At 46.2% G+C, this 16,293-nt stretch carries 11 protein-coding genes; 6 read left to right on the top strand and 5 right to left on the bottom strand.

The features are described 5' to 3' along the window. The first annotated feature begins 71 nt into the window (after positions 1–71). Genes lpdA through GJV22_RS20900 form a run of 3 tightly spaced genes read left to right on the top strand, consistent with a single transcriptional unit; the run spans position 72 to position 4,370 of the window. Entirely contained in the window at positions 72–1,430 is a 1,359-nt protein-coding gene (lpdA, locus tag GJV22_RS20910; RefSeq protein ID WP_163718336.1) for a dihydrolipoyl dehydrogenase, read from the top strand. Positions 1,431–1,464: 34 nt separating this feature from the next. After that, positions 1,465–1,857 carry a four helix bundle protein gene (locus GJV22_RS20905; protein WP_163718333.1) on the top strand — a complete coding sequence of 131 codons (393 nt, stop codon included), beginning with the start codon at positions 1,465–1,467 and terminating at the stop codon, positions 1,855–1,857. Between the two features lie 44 nt (positions 1,858–1,901). Continuing rightward, entirely contained in the window at positions 1,902–4,370 is a 2,469-nt protein-coding gene (locus GJV22_RS20900) for an alpha-ketoacid dehydrogenase subunit alpha/beta (protein ID WP_163718331.1), read from the top strand. Positions 4,371–6,219: 1,849 nt separating this feature from the next. Here the strand turns inward: GJV22_RS20900 and GJV22_RS20895 are convergent. Together GJV22_RS20895 and GJV22_RS20890 are read right to left on the bottom strand one after the other, a co-directional pair. Beyond that, positions 6,220–7,539, bottom strand: coding sequence for a M23 family metallopeptidase (locus GJV22_RS20895; protein WP_163718329.1), 1,320 nt, complete (start codon positions 7,537–7,539; stop codon positions 6,220–6,222). Between the two features lies 1 nt (position 7,540). Continuing rightward, a complete protein-coding gene (locus GJV22_RS20890) occupies positions 7,541–8,410 on the bottom strand; it encodes a YitT family protein (protein ID WP_163718327.1) in 870 nt (289 codons plus the stop codon). A 289-nt stretch (positions 8,411–8,699) separates the two neighbouring features. Between GJV22_RS20890 and GJV22_RS20885 the strand changes: the two genes are divergently transcribed. Then, positions 8,700–10,115, top strand: coding sequence for an SDR family oxidoreductase (locus GJV22_RS20885; protein WP_163718325.1), 1,416 nt, complete (start codon positions 8,700–8,702; stop codon positions 10,113–10,115). Positions 10,116–10,170: 55 nt separating this feature from the next. Here GJV22_RS20885 and leuS read toward each other — a convergent pair whose 3' ends face one another. Beyond that, a complete protein-coding gene (leuS, locus tag GJV22_RS20880) occupies positions 10,171–12,822 on the bottom strand; it encodes a leucine--tRNA ligase (protein ID WP_163718323.1) in 2,652 nt (883 codons plus the stop codon). Positions 12,823–13,241: 419 nt separating this feature from the next. Between leuS and GJV22_RS20875 the strand changes: the two genes are divergently transcribed. Both GJV22_RS20875 and GJV22_RS20870 read left to right on the top strand, forming a co-directional pair. Next, a complete protein-coding gene (locus GJV22_RS20875; protein ID WP_163718321.1) occupies positions 13,242–13,547 on the top strand; it encodes an isoamylase early set domain-containing protein in 306 nt (101 codons plus the stop codon). Between the two features lie 199 nt (positions 13,548–13,746). After that, positions 13,747–14,922, top strand: coding sequence for an MFS transporter (locus tag GJV22_RS20870; protein ID WP_163718318.1), 1,176 nt, complete (start codon positions 13,747–13,749; stop codon positions 14,920–14,922). 30 nt (positions 14,923–14,952) lie between these two features. On the opposite strand, the gene GJV22_RS20865 is transcribed toward GJV22_RS20870, so the two are convergent. Both GJV22_RS20865 and GJV22_RS20860 read right to left on the bottom strand, forming a co-directional pair. Then, positions 14,953–15,345: a rhodanese-like domain-containing protein gene (locus tag GJV22_RS20865; RefSeq protein ID WP_163718317.1), complete on the bottom strand. Its 393-nt coding sequence runs from the start codon at positions 15,343–15,345 to the stop codon at positions 14,953–14,955. 54 nt (positions 15,346–15,399) lie between these two features. Next, positions 15,400–16,287, bottom strand: coding sequence for a DMT family transporter (locus tag GJV22_RS20860; protein ID WP_163718315.1), 888 nt, complete (start codon positions 16,285–16,287; stop codon positions 15,400–15,402). Positions 16,288–16,293: the final 6 nt, after the last annotated feature.

Here is a 16,293-nt window from a genome sequence, read left to right as displayed (position 1 = left end):
TAGACTGAATTACCCTAAAGTATGGCGGAAAGTCTGAAATCTAATGTCTAACATCTAAACATCTAAAGAAAATGAGTAACAAATTCGATATAGCAATTATGGGGGGTGGCCCCGCTGGCTATGTTGCGGCCGAACGTGCCGGAGCAAAAGGGCTGAGCGTGGTCATTTTTGACAAAAGAGCATTGGGTGGAGTGTGCCTGAATGAAGGGTGCATTCCAACCAAGACGCTCCTGAACTCAGCCAAAGTGCTCGAAAGTGCACACGAGGCATCGAAGTACGGAATTGAAGTCACTGGTGTAGGCTTCGATTTTGCAAAGATCATGTCGCGCAAAGACAAGGTGGTGCGCAAGCTGGTGTCGGGTGTGGGTGCCAAAATGAAACATGCCAAAGCTGAGGTTGTGATGGCGGAAGCTGTGATTAAAGAAAAGCGGGGCGATGTGATTACAGTCACGGCCGACGGTAAAGATTTTGACGTTACCCGCCTGTTGGTTTGTACGGGATCGGAAGCTGCCGTGCCGCCAATCCCGGGCTTGGATAAAGATCAGATTGTAACCAACCGCGAAATTCTTCAACTCAAAGAATTACCCAAAAGCCTGGTGATTATTGGTGGCGGTGTCATTGGCACTGAATTCGCCGATTTTTACAATGCCATGGGAGTTCAGGTGACGGTGATTGAGATGTTGCCGGAGATTCTGACTGGCGTTGATGAAGAAATTGCGGCCTTTGTCCGCAAGGAATTCACGAAACGCGGAATTGAATATCACCTGAATGCCAAAGTAACTGAGCTGAAAGGCAAGGAAGTCATCTTTGAGAAGGATGGTAAAGTGCAGTCGGTAACCGGCGAGCAGGTCTTGCTGTCTGTTGGTCGTCGTCCGAATGTGCAGGGAATTGGCCTCGAAAACATTGGCGTTGAGTTTTCTCCGCGCGGGGTAAAAATAGACCAGTACTGCCGGACTAACATTCCGAATGTTTACGCAGCGGGCGATATTACCGGTTTTTCCCTGTTGGCTCACACGGCCAGTCGGGAAGGAGAGGTTGCCATTAACCATATTTTGGGACGCAAGGATGTGATGCGCTACAATGCCATTCCCGGCGTCGTGTACACTCACCCTGAGATTGCAGGTGTTGGCTTGACCGAGTCGGCAGCCAAAGCAAAAGGAATTGACGTTGAAACCCGCAAATTACCGATGGCCTATGCCGGTCGTTTCATTGCAGAAAACGAAGGCAAAGACGGTTTCTGTAAAGTAATTGTCGGCAAAAAATACAAAGAGATTCTGGGAGTTCACATGGTGGGCGGTGCTTGCTCCGAAATGATTTGGGGCGCTTGTGCACTCGTCGAAGCGCAGCTTCGGGTGCAGGATGTTGAAGAAATCGTCTTCCCGCACCCAACCGTCAGTGAAATCATAAAAGAAACGATCTTTCAATTTTAAATAGTTTCAAGTTTAATGTTTCGATTTTAAAGTTATGGCGACGATCGAACGATTCGAGGATATTAAAGCATGGCAGCTCGCGCGCCAATTGTGTCAGCGAATTCATACTTACGCAACACAAGCTAACTTTTCATCAGATTATCGATTGGTTAGTCAGATTAAAGCCTCTTCCGGTTCAGTTATGGACAACATTGCAGAAGGCTTTGAGAGGGAGGGGAATCGTGAGTTTATCCAATTCTTGTCCATTTCGAAGGGATCTTCCGTAGAGGTCAAATCGCAACTTTATCGGGCATTAGACAGCAATTATATTAATCAATCTGAGTTTGATGAGGCTTATCAGGAAGCAGAGGAAATCAGCAAAATGATTTCAGGACTTATGAGCTATCTGAGCACATCTGAAATTAAAGGCCGAAAATTTCGCAAGTGATGAAACTCAAAACTCAAAACTCGTAACTTAAAAACTAATAAGATATGCCTAAAGTACAATTTATTGATCCGCAAAATGTCAGGAAAGCCGGTGAAGTGACTTTCAAACCGATTCCTGTGAATCAATACAACAAAACAGTTGAAGAAGAAAAAGCTAATTTTTCAAAAGATGATTTCCTGCGCATTTATCACGATATGGTGGTGATTCGCGAGTTCGAAACCATGTTGAATGAGATTAAAATCAAAAGCGAATACAACGGAATTGCCTACAACCATCCGGGACCGGCTCACTTGTCGATCGGGCAGGAAGCTGCTGCGGTTGGTATGGCTTACACGCTCGATGCCGATGATTTCATCTTCGGTTCGCACCGTTCACACGGTGAGATTCTGGCCAAAGGTTTGTCGGCCATTCATAAACTGAGCGACGAACAACTGACGAAGGTGATGGAAAATCACTTCGACGGAAAAACCTTCGCGCCGGTAAAAGCTAATTTTAAAGGTACGGTGAAAGAGTTGGCCATTCGCTTCCTGATTTATGGAACACTGGCAGAGATTTTTGCCCGCGAAACCGGTTTCAACCGGGGTTTGGGCGGATCGATGCACGCCTTCTTCACCCCCTTCGGCGTATATCCGAACAATGCCATTGTTGGCGGATCGGGCGATATTGCCGTGGGTGCCGCGCTTTTCAAAAAAGTAAACCGCAAGGCCGGTATCGTGGTTGCCAATATTGGCGATGCATCGATGGCCTGTGGTCCTGTTTGGGAAGGCTTGACCTTCGCCACCATGGATCAGTTTAACGAGTTGTGGGAAGGTGATATGAAAGGTGGCCTGCCACTGATCATCAATATCATGAACAACCAATATGGTATGGGCGGACAAACCTGTGGAGAAACTGCCGGTTACAGTGTCGCAGCTCGTATTGGTGCCGGTTTGAATGCCGATCAGTTGCACGCCGAACGTGTTGACGGTTACAACCCGCTGGCCGTGATTGATGCATACAAACGCAAACGCAAAATTCTGGAAGAGAAACGCGGCCCGGTTCTGCTGGATGTGTTGACCTACCGTTTCAGCGGACACTCACCATCGGATGCATCGTCGTATCGTTCGAAGGAAGAAGTGGAAGCCTGGCAGGCAGCCGATTCAATTATTTGGTTTGGCAGCGAGCTGGTGAAAGCCGGTGTTGCAACCGACGCCGAGTTGGATGGCATGCGCGCAGCAACCACCGATTTAATTACCTGGGGCGTGAAGCTGGCGATCGATAAAGAAGTTTCGCCGCTCATGGATATGGAGAAATACCCGGAACTAATTGGTGAAATGATGTTCTCGGAGAAGTCGGTTGATGCGATGGAAGACCGTCCGGTTGAGGTGAATCACCCCATGGAAGAAAACCCACGGGTAAAACAACTGAAAACAAAAGAGCGCTTTGCGTTCGATAAGGCTGGCAAGCCCTTCTCGAAAATTAAACAATACGGTCTGCGCGACGGCTTGTTCGAAGCCATTGTTGACCGATTCTATAAAGATCCGACCTTGGTTGCTTACGGTGAAGAAAACCGCGACTGGGGTGGTGCCTTTGCGGTGTACCGCGGCCTCACTGAGGCTTTGCCTTATCACCGCTTGTTCAACTCGCCCATTGCCGAAGCATCAATTATTGGAACAGCCATCGGTTATGCCATGTGCGGTGGACGCGTGATTCCCGAAATCATGTATTGCGACTTCCTGGGGCGTGCCGGCGACGAGGTGTTCAACCAAATGCCGAAGTGGCAGGCCATGAGCGGTAATGTAATCAAAATGCCCGTTGTAGTTCGGGTGTCGGTTGGTTCGAAATACGGTGCACAGCACTCGCAGGACTGGACCGCTTTACCGGCGCACATTCCGGGCTTGAAGGTTGTTTTCCCGGTTACGCCGTACGATGCCAAAGGATTAATGAATACGGCATTGCAGGGAACCGACCCGGTTATCTTCTTCGAAAGTCAGCGGATTTACGATATTGGTGAGCAATTCCACGAAGGTGGCGTGCCCGAAGGGTACTACGAAATTCCATTTGGCGAGCCCGATGTGAAACGTCAGGGATCGGATGTAACCATCCTGACCATTGGTGCAACGCTGTATCGTGCGCTGGAAGCAGCCGATATTCTGCAGGAAAAATATGGCCTAAGTGCCGAGGTGATTGACGCCCGTACGCTGGTGCCATTTAATTACGAGCCGGTTATTGAGTCGATTAAAAAGACCGGCCGCATCGTGATCTCCGGCGACGCTTCGGCCCGCGGATCGTTCATGCGCGAGTTGGCTTCAAACATTACCGAACTGGCATTCGACGAGCTGGATGCACCGCCGGTAGTGGTGGGCTCACGGAACTGGATTACGCCGGCTTACGAATTGGAAGACTCGTTCTTCCCGCAAGCCAGCTGGTTGATCGATGCCATTCACGAAAAAATTGTGCCGTTAAAAGGGCACGTTGTGAAGAGTAACTATACCGAGCCGGAACAAATTAGACGGAATAAATTAGGCGTTTAATAATTGATGATAGATTTTTTCCCAAGAGGCTGTTCGTTCATTCGGACAGCCTTTTTTTATTTAGCAAGGGATTGTTTTTTAGTAGTAATAGATTTTCGTCGTACAGCACCTCTCTCTAGTTATCTGCCAGCTCGTCACCTATTTTGTAGGGGAGAATATACTCTTCAAAGTCTTTTTCGCTAATCAATTCTTTCTATGGAGAGTCACTTAAGGCCTGTTGGGCTAATTTCTTGTTCTTGCTGAAGAAGGAAGGATCAAGGTAAGTTGAGTCTTCTAGTTGTTGAAAGCGAAATGGAATGATCTTCATGGCGGAGTAAAGCGAATCTGCTTGTCGCAAAAGCTCGGAAGAGACAGTTTTTCCATCTTGGGACCTAAGATTATTGAGTCTTTGAGAAAGCAGCAAAACGGAATCGGGTGGCGCAAAGGTTATTGTTTTTCGGGAAGCGGTTAGGTTTAATGCTGTTGCTGTACCTGGATTCGTTTGCATGCATCCACAGAGTAAGCTTAGTGTGGCTATCATAAACAGCATACATACCGAAAACTGCCGATAATATCGTTGATTTTGGTTTAGCATGTTATTGAGTAGTAAGTAGTCCTTGTTTACAAAGCAAACATAATGCATTTGCGTTGAATAGGCATTGTGTTGTTAAATATATTGTTTTTAATATTTGTTTTTTGTAAAACAAGAAATGGCGATAATCTCCGTTTCTGCAGGAACGGAGCCTTATCATTTCGTGTATGAGTGAGCTAAATATGTTCTTAAGGTGTTGCCATGCGGGTATTAACTTGCATTAGGCAAGTCGTAAGGATTTGTAATCCTTACGTATTAAACTACCGGAAACCGGGATGCCGGAAGACCAATTCCACCAGGGAAAAGCCAACATCGTCCGGAGAATTGGGCAAAAGTAAAGGCGGCCAACCTTCCGTCGGTCAGTTAGTCGCTGAGATTTCAGCCGAAAAGACAGCCGCAGTCAAAGCAGGAACTCAACATCCGGCAAGCGGTTCTGTTGTTTTCGGTTACAGCACTTCTTACCTGGCGGGATCTCCGGCAGTCTTTCCGGTCTGTTGCTTTTTCCTCCGGCGATTCTGCTTATTCGTTTCCGGGTCATGACTCCAACTCACCAGCTATTGATTTTTTGTCCCCGGGTCATGACTCCAGCTCTCCAACTATTGATTTTTTGCATGAGAGTCATGACTCCTGTTCTTCAACTATTGATTTTTTGTTCGGGAGTCATGACTCCTACTCTTCAACTACTGATTTTTATCACCGGAGTCATGACTCTTGTTCTTCGGGTCATGACTCTTGTTCTTCGGGTCATGACTCCAGACTTCGGATCGTTGCTTTTTCGGGAAAGAGTCAGGACGCTTTGCCTGCAAGAGCCTGGCCGGACGTCCGGGAGCTGCTTCACAAAGCCAGGATAGCGCAACGGCAATCCCCAGCAGTCAATCTCCCGGTTAAAAATGCCAGTCAATGGGCTGTTTGTCCTGTTTCTTTTTGTTTTACAATGCTTTAGCTTTGTGGGAAGGTATTGTCAACCTCAATTTAAAGTCTATCCTTGCCCGTCAGGATTTGGAATCCTGACGTATTAAATGAGGCTGTCCCAAAAGTAGATTCCAGGTTTTGTCAACTTGCAAATTGTTAGTCAACTTTCGATTTACCCCTCCAAACCTCTCCGGCAGATGCCGGATGGCTTAAGTCCCCTTCAGGGGATTTAGGGGTTAGGAACTTGGGCTAGGCTTACAATTTGATAGTACCGAAAAAACTTACTGAACTTTTTGGACAGCCAGCCGCCTTCACGTTGGCTCAATATGATGGCCGTAGAAGCTGCCTTGGTGCCTGTTCCGGGCGCTAATTGGCAGGGGCGTGTTCGGGCTGGTCTGCCGGCAGCGTAGCTTGTAGTTGTGCTTGCGTTGCGACTGGCTCGTCGCCAAACGAAATCGCATCCAACCGGTGCATGAGCGAATCTTTAAGAATGGTGTAGTCAGGCATCAGTGCCTCTTTAACCGGTTCAACAGGCGGTGCTTTCACCTGCAGCGGGTCCATGGCCGAGCCATTCCGGAACACGCGGAAATCGAGGTGCGGCCCTGTCGCCAGTCCTGTTTTGCCAACATAGCCAATTACTTGTCCCTGGCGAACGCGAACACCGGGAGCCATTCCTTTGGCAAAATTATGCAGGTGCATGTAGCAGGTTGTATAAACCGAGTTGTGCTTAACGTAGATGAAGTTTCCGCCACCGCGGGCTTGATAACCTTTGCGTGTAACCACGCCATCGCCGATACTCATAACCGGGGTGCCGGTTGGTGCGGCATAGTCAATCCCCAGGTGAGGGCGACGAATCTTCAGTACCGGATGCAGTCTGGCTCTTGAAAAGTGGGAGCTGATTCGCGAAAACTGCAGCGGCGCTTTCAGGAATGCTTTCTTCAGGCTGTTTCCCTTGTCGTCGTAGTAGCTCAGGGTGCTGTCCTGTTCAAACTGAAACGCGTAAAAATCCTCGTTCATGTGTTGAAACTGGCAGGCATAAATCGCGCTGATGCCGACCGATACGCTGTCGACATAGTTTTCCTCATAAATCACCCGAAACTTATCGCCTTTTTGAATGCCGAAGAAGTCGATGGTCCAGGCATAAATCTCCGACAACTCAATGGCCAAAACCGGATTCAGGTCGTTGCCAATCATCGTATTCCACAGCGACGAGCTAATAACGCCCGATGCGGTTTTTATTTCCTTTGTAATGGGTTTTTCGCCTTTGTAAATGGCGAGGCTGTCGTTTAGCTGGTAAACCACATATTCAATCGGGTCGATTTCGTAGATAAAATATTGAGCGGTCCGGTTGCTGTCGGGCGTACAAAAGAAATAGCAGTTGTTGCCTTGTTTCAGTTTCCGAACATCGAAAATAGGTTTCGATTTGCGGGCAATTTCGTCGATTGTTTGGTACGAAATATTTTGAGCGATCAGGATGTCGGATAAATTTTGATTCCGTTTGATGACCCCCGGTTCAATGTAAAAAGAATCGACAGGAAGTCCAAACTTCAACACCGGTTCCGGGATAATCACGGGTGCTACGACCACTGCAGGCTCGGGCTCTCGTTGTTCTTTCTGAATGAAAATCCAGCTTACTAACACGATTCCAACAACAATAAAAATTCCTTCCGCCCAATACTTCTTCATGCTAAATTTTAATGTTTTCGAACCCTTTGCCATAAACCCCCATCACACTGCCCATGGAGATAAAAGCATCCGGGTCAATTTCTTTTAATTTTCTGAAAACCATGCTTGCTTCGCGCTTGCGAACAACAGTCATGACAATTTTAACGTTTTCTTTGGTGTACCAACCCGTCCCGTCCATGATGGTGACGCCTCGACCGGCGTATAGGTTGATGTGATCCGCAACTTCATTAAATTTCTTCGAAAATATAAAAATTTGAGCAGAAGCATTGGCTCCATTCAAAAAAGCATCGATTGAATACGAAAGGACCCACATGGTAACATAGCCGTAAACCAGTTTGGCCGGCGAGTGAAACACAAAATAGCTGGAGGCAATAATGATCACATCGCAGTACATGATAACCCGCCCGGGGCTGACATTCCGGTATTTGTTGATAATCATGGCGATGATGTCGGTGCCGCCGGTACTGCCGCCACGGGTGAAAACCAGCCCAATGCCAAAGCCTCCCATCATGGCGCCGAGTACTGCCGACAGGAACGTGTCGTTGATGAGTGGTTCTTTAAGCATCCCGGGAGTGATCCAGAACAGGGTGGTGGCCACCAACATACTCCAGATTGTTTTGATACCGAAACTGGCTCCCAGAATTTTAATGGCTGCCAGGATGAGAAATATATTGATGATGAAATAGGAAATGGCAATCGGGAATTTTGTGCTGTAGAAAATTACCGCTGACAGACCACTAATTCCACCACCTGTGATTTCCGCAGGAATCAAAAATAAAGTCCAGCTTAAAACATAAAGGGTCATCCCCATTGTAATAATCAGGTAGTCGCTTAGCAGGTGTTTTAATTTGAATTTGCGTTCCTCAGTCATTTCCTAAAATTTATCAAGTTGTGATTGCTTTTTCAGCATATTTTAAATTGGCTGCAAATGAAGAATATTCATTCTGAATAAATCCTGTTAAAAGTCATCTGTCGAAGGAATTACAAAAAGTTTAACGGAAGGCGTAATGGCTTGTTTATCACCTGTTGTCTCGTAATCTCAGTCGCCTTAAGCCTGTTTGCACATCGGTCAGCAGGCTTATGTCGCTTCCCAATCAGAACACTGTTGACCGCTTTGCCGTTATATAGGCAAGTGCTGTGTCATTACGTAAACTGAACCAATGAAAATATTGCTGACCGGAGTCACCGGATATATCGGGAAACGTTTATTGCCTGTTTTGGTCGATCAGGGGCACCAGATCGTGTGTTCGGTGAGGGATGAGCGACGCTTTAGCCCGGCGAATTCAATCCGGGATAAGATCGAAATTATTGAAAATGATTTTACCCGATCTGAAACCTTAGGCAATATCCCGGAAGACATCGAGTTTGCTTACTATTTAATTCATTCGATGTCGGGTGCGACCGATTTTGATGCGCTGGAAAAGCTGTCGGCTGTTAATTTCCGCGATGCTCTCGCCGGAACACAGGTCAGGCAGGTGATCTACCTGAGCGGCATTGTTAACTCTGAAACCTTGTCGAAGCATTTGCAGTCGCGAAAAACGGTAGAAGATGAATTGAAAAAAGGGACGTACGCGTTGACAACACTGCGGGCAGGAATTATTATTGGATCGGGAAGTGCCTCCTTCGAGATTATTCGGGACCTGGTAGAAAAGCTCCCGGTGATGATCGCTCCAAGGTGGCTGAATACGAGGTGCCAGCCCATTGCGATTCGCGATGTCATTAAGATCCTAACCTTGACGTTAAACAATGAAGCGACTTTTCATCGCAGTTTCGATATTGCCGGGAAGGAAATTCTGACTTATAAAGAAATGTTGCTGGAGTTTGCCAAAGTTCGGGGCCTTAAACGTTATGTCGGAACGGTTCCGGTTATGACGCCGCAGTTTTCGTCCTACTGGCTGTATTTTGTCACGTCTACCTCCTATAAGCTGGCCACCGCTTTAGTCGACAGCATGAAGGTTGAGGTTGTTGCCCGCGATCAGGAGCTTGTCGATCTTTTGGGCATCGAGCCGCTATCGTACGAAGAAGCGATTGTGAAGGCTTTCAAAAAGATTGAACAGAATGAAATTGTCTCAAGCTGGAAAGATTCAACAATTAGCGGACGCCTGAATTATCAGATCTCAGATTTTATCAATGTGCCAACGTTTGGATGTTTCCGCGATATTCGGCGAAGACGGATCGCGGATTTGCCGGCTTGCATCGAGCGAATCTGGCGCATTGGAGGCGACAATGGTTGGTATTTCGGAGATTGGCTCTGGCGGATCCGGGGCTTTATGGATGAACTGACCTGGGGCGTTGGCTTGCGGCGTGGACGAACAAGTGTCGATCGAATTCAGGCGGGCGACACCCTTGATTTTTGGCGGGTGCTGTATGCGAATAAAGCCGAGGGACGATTACTGCTGTTTGCTGAGATGAAGATACCCGGCGAGGCTTGGCTGGAGTTCCGGGTTGACGGTAATGAGTTGGTGCAAACGGCGACTTTTCGGCCCAGGGGGGTCGGTGGACGTTTATACTGGGCAATGGTGTATCCCTTTCATGGTTATATTTTCAGCGGCTTGCTCAGGAAACTGACGGAATGAAAAAGATCCGCACCAACGACGGTACGGATCTCCTCAATATTATATCTGAATGGTATTATAATACCACGTTAATGATCTTCTTCGGTACGATGATGACTTTCTTCGGTGTTTTGCCGTCGAGCCATTTTTGTGCCAGCTCATGAGCCAGAACTGATTGCTCAATTTCATCTTTGGGGGCATCCATTGGCATAGCCAGTTTGAAACGCACTTTACCATTAAACGAAACCGGATATTCGAACGAGTCTTCAACCAACAGGCTGGTGTCGGCTACCGGCCAGCTTGCATAGGCCAGGGTGTCGGTATTACCATACAGCTGCCAAAGTTCTTCAGCCAGGTGAGGTGCATATGGCGCTAGTATCTTTGCAAAGATTTCGGCTGTTGCTTTGGTTACCTTTCCTTTTTTCATAGCCAGGTTATTGAAAACCATCAAGGCTGAAATACCTGTGTTGAATTTCAGGTTTTCAATATCGTCGCCAACTTTAATAATGGTCTGTTGCAGCAGCTTGAGTACTTCTTTGTCTTCTTCGCCTTCAACAATGTTATCGAGGTTTCCGAAGAAACGGCAGGCGCGCCCCAAAAATCCGGACACTCCTTTGACTCCGTTTTCCGCCCACGGCTTGGTGTCGTCCAGTGGTCCCATAAACATTTCGTACAGACGAAGTGAATCGGCACCGTACTTTTCCACAACATCGTCGGGGTTGATCACGTTTTTCAGCGACTTCGACATTTTGGCTACAATCTGACGCACTTCCTCACCGGTTTGGGTGTGGAAATATTTACCGTCTTTTTCTTCGACTAAATCCGATGCGACTTTAGCACCTGATTGAGCTTCGTAGGCAAAAGCCAGGATCATTCCCTGGTTGAACAGCTTTTGAAAGGGCTCCTCGGTTGAAACGATACCCAGGTCAAACAGGACCTTGTGCCAAAAGCGGGAGTACAACAAGTGGAGTACAGCATGTTCAGCACCACCAATATATAAATCGACCGGCATCCAGTAGTTTTCTACTTTAGGATCGAAGATTTGCTCGTCGTTTTTGGGGTCGATGTAGCGCAGGTAATACCAGCACGATCCGGCCCATTGTGGCATGGTGTTGGTTTCGCGGCGGCCTTTGCGTCCGTTTTTGTCAACAACGGTTAGCCAGTCGCCGGCATTTGCCAGTGGTGATTCGCCTCCTTCGCCCGGTTCAAATTTTTCCAGATCCGGCAAGCTTACAGGCAGCTCATCTTCCACGACGGTTACTTCACCATCTTCCCAGTGGATAACAGGGAAAGGTTCGCCCCAGTAACGCTGGCGGCTGAAAAGCCAGTCGCGCAGTTTGAAGTTAATGGTCGATGTTCCAATTCCTTTCGCTTCTAACCAGTCGATGACTTTTGAAATTCCTTCTTTTTTGTTGAGGCCGTTGATGTCGATTCCGGTTTCACTGCTTGACGAATTGATGTAAGCACCATCTTCGGTCCAGCATGCTTTGCCTGCTAAAACAAGTTCCCGGGTTTCTTCGTCGGCATCTTTCGGGTCAAGAATGCAGTTGACAGGAATTTCGAATTTGACAGCAAATTCGAAGTCGCGGGTGTCGTGTGCCGGTACAGCCATGATCGCTCCGGTTCCATAACCCATCAATACATAATCGGCCACCCAAACCGGAATTTGTTTGCCGTTGATTGGGTTAATCGCATGGCGACCGGTAAATACACCGGTTTTTTCTTTATTTAATTCGGTACGATCCAGATCAGACTTCAGCGAAGCGGCCTGAATGTACTTTTCAACTTTTTCTTTGTTGTCGGCAGTGACAATCTCACTCATCATGGGGTGCTCAGGCGAGATGACCATGTAGGTAGCACCGAAAAGAGTATCCGGGCGGGTGGTGTACACTCGCAGATTTTCGGTTAAACCTTCCAGTTTGAAATCAACTTCAGCACCGGTTGATTTGCCAATCCAGTTTTTCTGCATGTCTTTTACGCCTTCCGGCCAATCCAGATTATCCAGTCCTTCCAGTAATCGTTGGGCATAATGAGGGATGCGCAGCAGCCATTGTTTCAGGTTTTTGCGTTTCACCTGATGCCCGCATTTTTCGTGCGAGCCGTCCGTCAGAACTTCCTCATTGGCACAAACTGTTTTACAGCTGGCACACCACCAAACTTGTGCATTGTCGTAGTAAGCCAGGCGTTTTTTGCTGATGTATTCTTTTATCGCTGCGTCGCCTTCAGCTTTTACATCCTCAGGAATCGGCAACTCGCTAATCGGACGACCTTTGCCTTGCTCTGCATCAAACCAAGTGTTGTAAAGTTTGGTGAAAATCCACTGAGTCCACTTGAAATATTTGGGGTCGGTTGTGTTGATCTCACGATCCCAGTCGTAACTCAATCCCAGTGTTTTGATCTGGCGACGGAAGTTGTCACAGTTTTTCTGAGTCGTAACGGCAGGGTGTGTTCCGGTTTGAATGGCATATTGTTCGGCTGGCAAGCCAAAAGCATCCCATCCCATTGGATGAAGTACGTTAAACCCTTTCATTCGTTTGTAACGACTGATGATATCGGTTGCAGTATATCCTTCAGGATGTCCCACATGCAGTCCTGCTCCTGACGGATAAGGGAACATGTCGAGGATGTAATATTTCGGTTTCGAAAAATCGTTTTCGGTTTTGAAGGTTTTGTGTTCCTCCCAGTAAGCTTGCCATTTGGGCTCAATTTCCCAGAATTTGTATTCCATGATAATGGTTGATTTTAAGCATTCTAAGGTCGCTGACCTGTTGTTGTTTATTTCAGTGGATTTCTTGCAGTTTATCTCTGTTCGACATTCTGAACGGGAAATAATTTCTACTCAAAAACTGAGGCGCAAAGATAGGAAAATCTGCTTAGAGTTCACGGTGTTAACTCTGACTAAAATTGGAAGTGTTTTGAGCTTTTTGTAATTTAAGGTTTGTATTGAGAATTTTCACAAGAAAGATAAAACGCAAGTTTACTGTAGTCTGAACAATAACATTCTAAATGTTCCACGCAGATGCAGAAATATTAATTTATTGGAAATAATTTGAATTTGCCTGTTCGTTTTTGAGTGTTTATTTTTTTGAGTCTTTTATTTTTAGGTTTTAAAATCAATGGATTACATAAAATAAAATTGTTATAGGTATGAGTTTAAAGAAACAAATGTTAAAATCGAAGCCGGTTTGTAAAGTTACCTTCCGTGTTTCAAAAGAGATGGCAGCCGGTGCAGATGCCGTTACAATTGTTGGAGATTTTAATAACTGGGACCTGATCGGCACACCCATGAAAAAATTGAAAACAGGAGAATTTACTTGTGTTTTGGAATTAGAATCCGGTAAAGCGTATGAATTCCGCTATTTGGTTGGCGGTGGAATTTGGTATAACGAGCCTGAGGCAGACGGATATGCTGCCAACAGTTTTGGAAGCGAGAATAGCGTGTTAAGCGTATAAGATAAACAGAGACAGAACTTATTGCAGGTTGTTGATTTCTTCTTGAAATCGACAACCTGTTTTTTTAGTTGGGATGCGTTTGTCCTTTGGTTGACTTGGTGTGTTTTTATTTTTGAATAGCGCTAAAAGCTAAACTTTGTGTTTATCTTTGGGATAGTAGGTCTTAATTGACTGAAATTAACTGCTTAAAAATTCAAGCATGGCCAATCCCCAATCAGTGCTTCTCAATAAGAATTTGCAGCTTGTTTTTGGAGTCACCTTAGTTGCTGTGATGGGAGTAGCCAGTATAACGCCTGCTTTTCCCGAGGTAATAAGGTACTTTCAGATCACTGCGCGACAGGTTGGCTGGTTGATTGTTGCGTTTACATTGCCCGGAATATTCTTGACTCCGCTAGCGGGAATCTTAGCTGATCGGCTTGGGCGAAAGGTGATTCTTATTCCATCCTTGGTTCTGTTTGGTGTGGCAGGTTTTGCCTGTTTTTTTGTTCGCGATTTTCAATGGCTTTTGCTTATGCGCTTAATACAGGGAATTGGAGCCAGTTCGTTGGGAAGTATTAACGTAACATTAATCGGTGATTTGTTTACCGGAGATGATCGTGTTGCAGCAATGGGCTATAATGCGAGTGTTTTAAGTATTGGTACGGCCTCGTATCCAGCATTGGGTGGTTTGTTGACGACCCTTGGCTGGCAATATGTTTTTGTGCTTCCCATTGTGGCAGTTCCGCTGGCAATAATTGTATTGTTGAATCTTCAGAATCCGGAGCCAGCCAATAAGCCGATTTTGAGTACTTATTTTTCGAATGTGTGGCACACGATTAACCGAAAGATTGTTTGGGGGCTGTTCGGTGCTAATATTTTGTTGTTCGTGATTTTGTACGGCGCGTACCTGACTTATTTCCCCTTGTTGTTAGGTACAAGAATGCATGCTGAATCTGTGGTAATTGGAGGAACGATGTCGCTCATGTCGGCGATTACTGCTTTAACTTCTTTTCAAATGGCCCGCGTTAATAAATTGCTGAGCGCCAAAAGTCAATTACTATTGGCAACTCTTCTTTACATGGGGGCGATGGTTTTGCTCAGTAAAGCCTTCCACTGGCAGGGGATTATCGTCGGAATTGCGATTTTTGGTTTGGGGCACGGTATTCTCATTCCGGCCTTGCAGAATATGTTGGTAGGATTGGCGTCTATTAGGGAAAGAGCAGCTTTTATGTCGCTAAATTCAATGGTTCTTCGTATTGGTCAGACTTTAGGGCCGTTATTGATTGGAATTTTCTACCAGTTTGGAGGGATCACTCTTGCTTTTACAGGAGGGGCTTTGTTTGCCTTGCTGATGTTTTTTCTAATCCTGTTTTTAGTTCATCCGCGGTCAGCCTGAGTGTTTGTTTTGCGGAATAGCTGAAGTCAGTTAACAGCCACAGTTTGTGAGTTCCCGGCTTTGAGCAAGTGTTCCTTGTGTTTCGTAGCCATCGCGTTTCCACCAGTCCAGACCTCCGATCAATTCTTTGACCCTAAACCCCAGTCTTGAAAGCTGAAATGCCGCCTTGGTTGATGCATTGCATCCAATTCCGTCGCAATAGGTAATGTATAATTTTGACCGATCGAGATTTTCAGTGCTTTGGTTATTGATTTCGCGGTGTGGCAGGTTCGTCGATCCGGGAATATGTTCTTTCTCCCAGGCTGAGACTGCCCTGGCGTCAATAACAACAATGTCATTGGTGCTTTTTAGGGCTTCTGCCAAGTCCCAGCTATCAGTTTCGTATTGTAATTTTTGCTTATAAAACGCAACTTGGGCTTCCATAAAATCTGTTTTTCATTTAAAACAGGATGGAAGCAGGAATGTTTATTGGGTTTCTTATTCCACGAGTTTGAAGATCCGGCTGCGACGCCCTTTGTGGTAGTTGATAAATACCAATGAAATGCAGGAGATAATAATAATGAAAGCGCCAAGCGTTTCGGTACTGCTAAATTCTTCGTGAAAAATATAATAGCCGGCCAGCAGGTTAAGGACAGGAACCATGGACTGAAAAAGGGAGCCTGTGGCCACATTCACATAGCGGTAGCCTTCTGTCATAAATAATTGGCCTATAGTTGCGACGAATGCCAATATGATCAAAATGGTTAAATCGAACGAGTTGCCTTGCCCTTGTGTTAAGCCCGAGGGAATTAGAAACAGCCAAAAACCGATGATGCTTTGGGCGAAGAAAATAGCGTAGGAATTATCGCTGTTGTGTAGTTTTTTGACATAGACAACGGCCAATGCAGTGGTGATTGATGCGCTAATAGCGATGATTTCATTCCACCCAAAACTGATGGCAGACCCGTTTACGTGTCCTGTTGAAAGTAGTACCAGGCCTCCTATAGAGCAGATGATCGGGATAAACTTTATTCCTTCAACTTTTTCTTTCAGCATGACCATGGAAAGCAAGGTGGCAAAAACCGGGTATGAATAAACATAGGCTGATCCTTTTCCGATCCCAAGCCTTACGATCGACAGGTAAAATAAGTAAACAGCGATGCCACCAATCAGGCCTCGGAGAAACAGGTTTTTTCGGTCGCGAAATTTTAGCGGAATAAGTTTGAACATGGCTAAAATACCAATGATGGCCAAGCCAATCGTAAAACGAACAAAGCTGGATTGGTAAGGGGGCACATGCGGAATCATGCGAACCAGAATGGCCATTAAGGCAAACATAAAAACAGACGAAAGTGAGAAAACGATGCCTTTGATGTTGGGAGACATGGCTGG

It is taken from the genome of Mangrovibacterium lignilyticum (assembly GCF_010882175.1).
In the GTDB taxonomy this organism is placed as follows: Bacteria; Bacteroidota; Bacteroidia; order Bacteroidales; family Prolixibacteraceae; genus Mangrovibacterium; species Mangrovibacterium lignilyticum.
This window is presented reverse-complemented; position numbering and strand designations above follow the sequence as displayed.